Source organism: Flavobacterium sp. Sd200 (genome assembly GCF_009826935.1).
GTDB lineage: Bacteria > Bacteroidota > Bacteroidia > Flavobacteriales > Flavobacteriaceae > Flavobacterium.
This window is the reverse complement of sequence record NZ_WUMN01000028.1, coordinates 1-1,155: the sequence shown is the minus strand read 5'-3', so window position 1 is coordinate 1,155 and position 1,155 is coordinate 1. Positions and strand designations below refer to the sequence as shown.

General features: G+C 45.7%; 1 pseudogene. It reads left to right on the top strand.

The annotated features are described in order from the left end of the window. Positions 1–1,155 (top strand): annotated as a pseudogene (locus GR160_RS19225) (hypothetical protein); the annotation flags it as partial.

The following is a 1,155-nucleotide window of genomic DNA, read 5'->3' as shown; positions in this document are numbered from 1 at the left end:
CCAACAGGTACATACTATGTATCTCAGACATTGAACTCATGCGAGAGTACAAGGACTGCGGTATCTGTGACGATCAACACTACCACTGCACCAACAGCATCTGCACAGACATTCTGTAACAGTGCGACTGTGGCAAGCCTTGTAGCAAACGGCACTTCACTAAAATGGTATTCTGTTGCAACAGGTGGAACCCAGTTGGCAACGGCGGCTACGCTTGCAACCGGGACTTATTACGTATCGCAAACATTGAACTCATGTGAGAGTACAAGGACAGCGGTTGCTGTGACAATCAATACAACTGCTGCGCCAACAGCATCGGCACAGACTTTCTGTAATAGTGCTACTGTAGCAAGCCTTGTAGCAAACGGTACTGCGGTTAAATGGTACAGTGTAGCAACTGGCGGAACACAATTGGCTTCGACAGCTGCGCTTGCAACAGGTACATATTATGTATCTCAGACATTGAACTCTTGTGAGAGTACGAGGACTGCGGTTGCAGTTACAATCAATACTACCACTGCGCCAACTGCATCGGCACAGACATTCTGTAATGGTGCTACTGTAGCAAGTTTAACAGCTAATGGTACTTCATTAAAATGGTATTCTGTTGCAACAGGTGAAACGCAATTGGCAACAACAGCTGCGCTTGCAACAGGTACATACTATGTATCTCAGACATTGAACTCTTGTGAGAGTACAAGGACTGCGGTTGCAGTTACAATCAATACAACAGCCGCGCCAACAGCCTCTGCACAGACATTCTGTAATGGTGCAACTGTGGCAAGCCTTGTTGCAAATGGTACTGCTGTGAAATGGTACTCTGTAGCAACTGGTGGAACACAATTGGCAACAACTGCTACGCTTGCAACAGGTACATACTATGTGTCGCAGACTTTAAATAGCTGCGAGAGTACAAGAACGGCGGTTGCAGTAACTATCAACACAACTACTGCTCCAACAGCATCAGCACAAACATTCTGTAATAATGCTACTGTAGCAAACCTTGTATCAAACGGTACTTCATTAAAATGGTATTCTGTTGCAACAGGCGGAACACAGTTGGCAACAACTGCTACGCTTGCAACGGGAACTTACTATGTATCTCAGACACTGAACTCTTGTGAGAGTACAAGGACAGCGGTTGCAGTTACAATC